This window comes from Haladaptatus marinus (assembly GCF_051194195.1).
Genome location: NZ_JBLZNK010000016.1, coordinates 1 through 1445, shown reverse-complemented (window position 1 = coordinate 1445; position 1445 = coordinate 1). Strand labels below are relative to the sequence as shown.

1 rRNA gene is annotated in these 1445 nt (G+C 54.5%); it reads left to right on the top strand.

Annotation, left to right across the window (positions count from 1 at the left end):
- Window positions 1-128: 128 nt before the first annotated feature.
- A 23S ribosomal RNA gene (locus tag ACN2TU_RS26890) occupies window positions 129-1445 on the top strand; the annotation flags it as partial.

Here is a 1445-nt window from a genome sequence, read left to right as displayed (position 1 = left end):
GGTTGGGAAGGGTTCGACGCACGCACTCAGCGACCACTGTGTCGTGCAATGACAACCGTATGTACGTGCAATCCAGGCGTCCACTGGACTCACATTACGTGAGTTATTACAGTGAATCCAATCCAATTATTACGTGGCTACTGTGCCACTTGGTGAATGGCTCGGCTCAAGCGCCGACAAAGGACGTGCCAAGCTGCGAAAAGCTGCAGGGAGTCGCACGGAGACTAAGAACTGCAGATTTCCGAATGGGAATCCCCACCGCAATTGCTTCGCGCAATGGGGAACACCGAGAACTGAAACATCTCAGTATCGGTAGGAAAAGAAAGCAAACGCGATGTCGCTAGTAACGGCGAGTGAACACGACACAGTCCAAACCGAAGCCTTCGGGCAATGTGGTGTACGGACTGACAACCAGCAACAGAACCTCTATCAGAAGTCTTCTGGAACGGAGCATGAAACAGGGTGACAATCCCGTACGATAGACCACTATGTTGTGCGTCAGTTCCCGAGTAGCGGGGGTCGGAAATCCCTCGTGAATTTCGCGGGCATCGACCGCGAAGACTAAATACGTCTTGAGACCGATAGCGAACAAGTAGCGTGAGCGAACGCTGAAAAGCACCTCGAAAAGAGAGGTGAAATAGGGCCTGAAATCAAGTGGCGATGGAGCGACAGGGCATACAAGGCCCAACAGAAAACGACCCGGGTGCAAACCCGCAGTAGGAACTGTTGGGAGCCGATGTTCTGTCGTACGTTTTGAAAAACGAGCCAGGGAGTGTACCAAATTGGCGAGCCTAACCCGAGTATCGGGGCAGGCACAGGGAAACCAATACGACCGCAGCACTTTGTGTGAGGGTCACCGTCTTCAAGGGCGGGGAGTCAATTGGGTACGACCCGAAACCGGATGATCTACGCATGGGCAAGGCGAAGCGTGGCGAAAGCCACGTGGAGGCCTGCTAGAGTTGGTGTCCTACAATACCCTCTCGTGACCTATGTGTAGGGGTGAAAGGCCCATCGAATCCGGCAACAGCTGGTTCCAACCGAAACATGTCGAAGCATGACCTTTGCTGAGATAGTTCGTGGGGTAGAGCGACCGATTGGGAACGCCGCCTCCGAGAGGAGTCGGCCTCCCTGTCAAACTCCAAACCTACGAACGTCGTCGACGCAAGGAATCCGGTGCGCGGGGTAAGCCTGTGTACCGTGAGGGAGACAACCCAGAGCTGGGTTAAGGTCCCCAAGTATGCGCTAAGTGCGATTGAAGGTGGTCGCAAGCCCTAAACAGCCGGGAGGTGAGCTTAGAAGCAGCTACCCTCTAAGAATAGCGTAACAGCTTACCGGCCGAGGTTTGCGGCGCCGAAAATGATCGGGGCTCAAGTGCATCACCGAGACCTGGCGGCACTCTTTACCGAGTGATCCAGTAGGTTGGCAATCTGAATGGGTGGAAGTAC